We start from the raw sequence: 266 nt of genomic DNA on the forward strand, positions 1-266 counted from the left end.
ACCAACTGGCAGTTGAACTACGCGAAGACTATTACCGCCAGTTGAGCCGCCAGCATCCTGAATTTTATCTGCGTCATCGCACCGGCGATCTGATGGCGCGTGCAACTAACGATGTTGATCGGGTGGTGTTTGCGGCTGGCGAAGGTGTATTGACGCTGGTGGACTCGCTGGTCATGGGGTGCGCGGTGTTGATCGTGATGTCTACGCAAATCAGTTGGGAGCTGACGCTTATCGCGCTACTCCCAATGCCGGTGATGGCGATAATG

1 protein-coding gene is annotated in these 266 nt (G+C 55.3%); it reads left to right on the forward strand.

Annotated features, from left to right (window positions below; translation table 11 throughout):
• Window positions 1-266 (forward strand): ABC transporter transmembrane domain-containing protein (locus tag FDX22_RS31005; RefSeq protein WP_255432903.1); only part of this gene is annotated, 266 nt, incomplete at both ends.

This window comes from Citrobacter sp. TBCS-14, assembly GCF_005280805.1.
Classification (GTDB): domain Bacteria; phylum Pseudomonadota; class Gammaproteobacteria; order Enterobacterales; family Enterobacteriaceae; genus Citrobacter; species Citrobacter gillenii.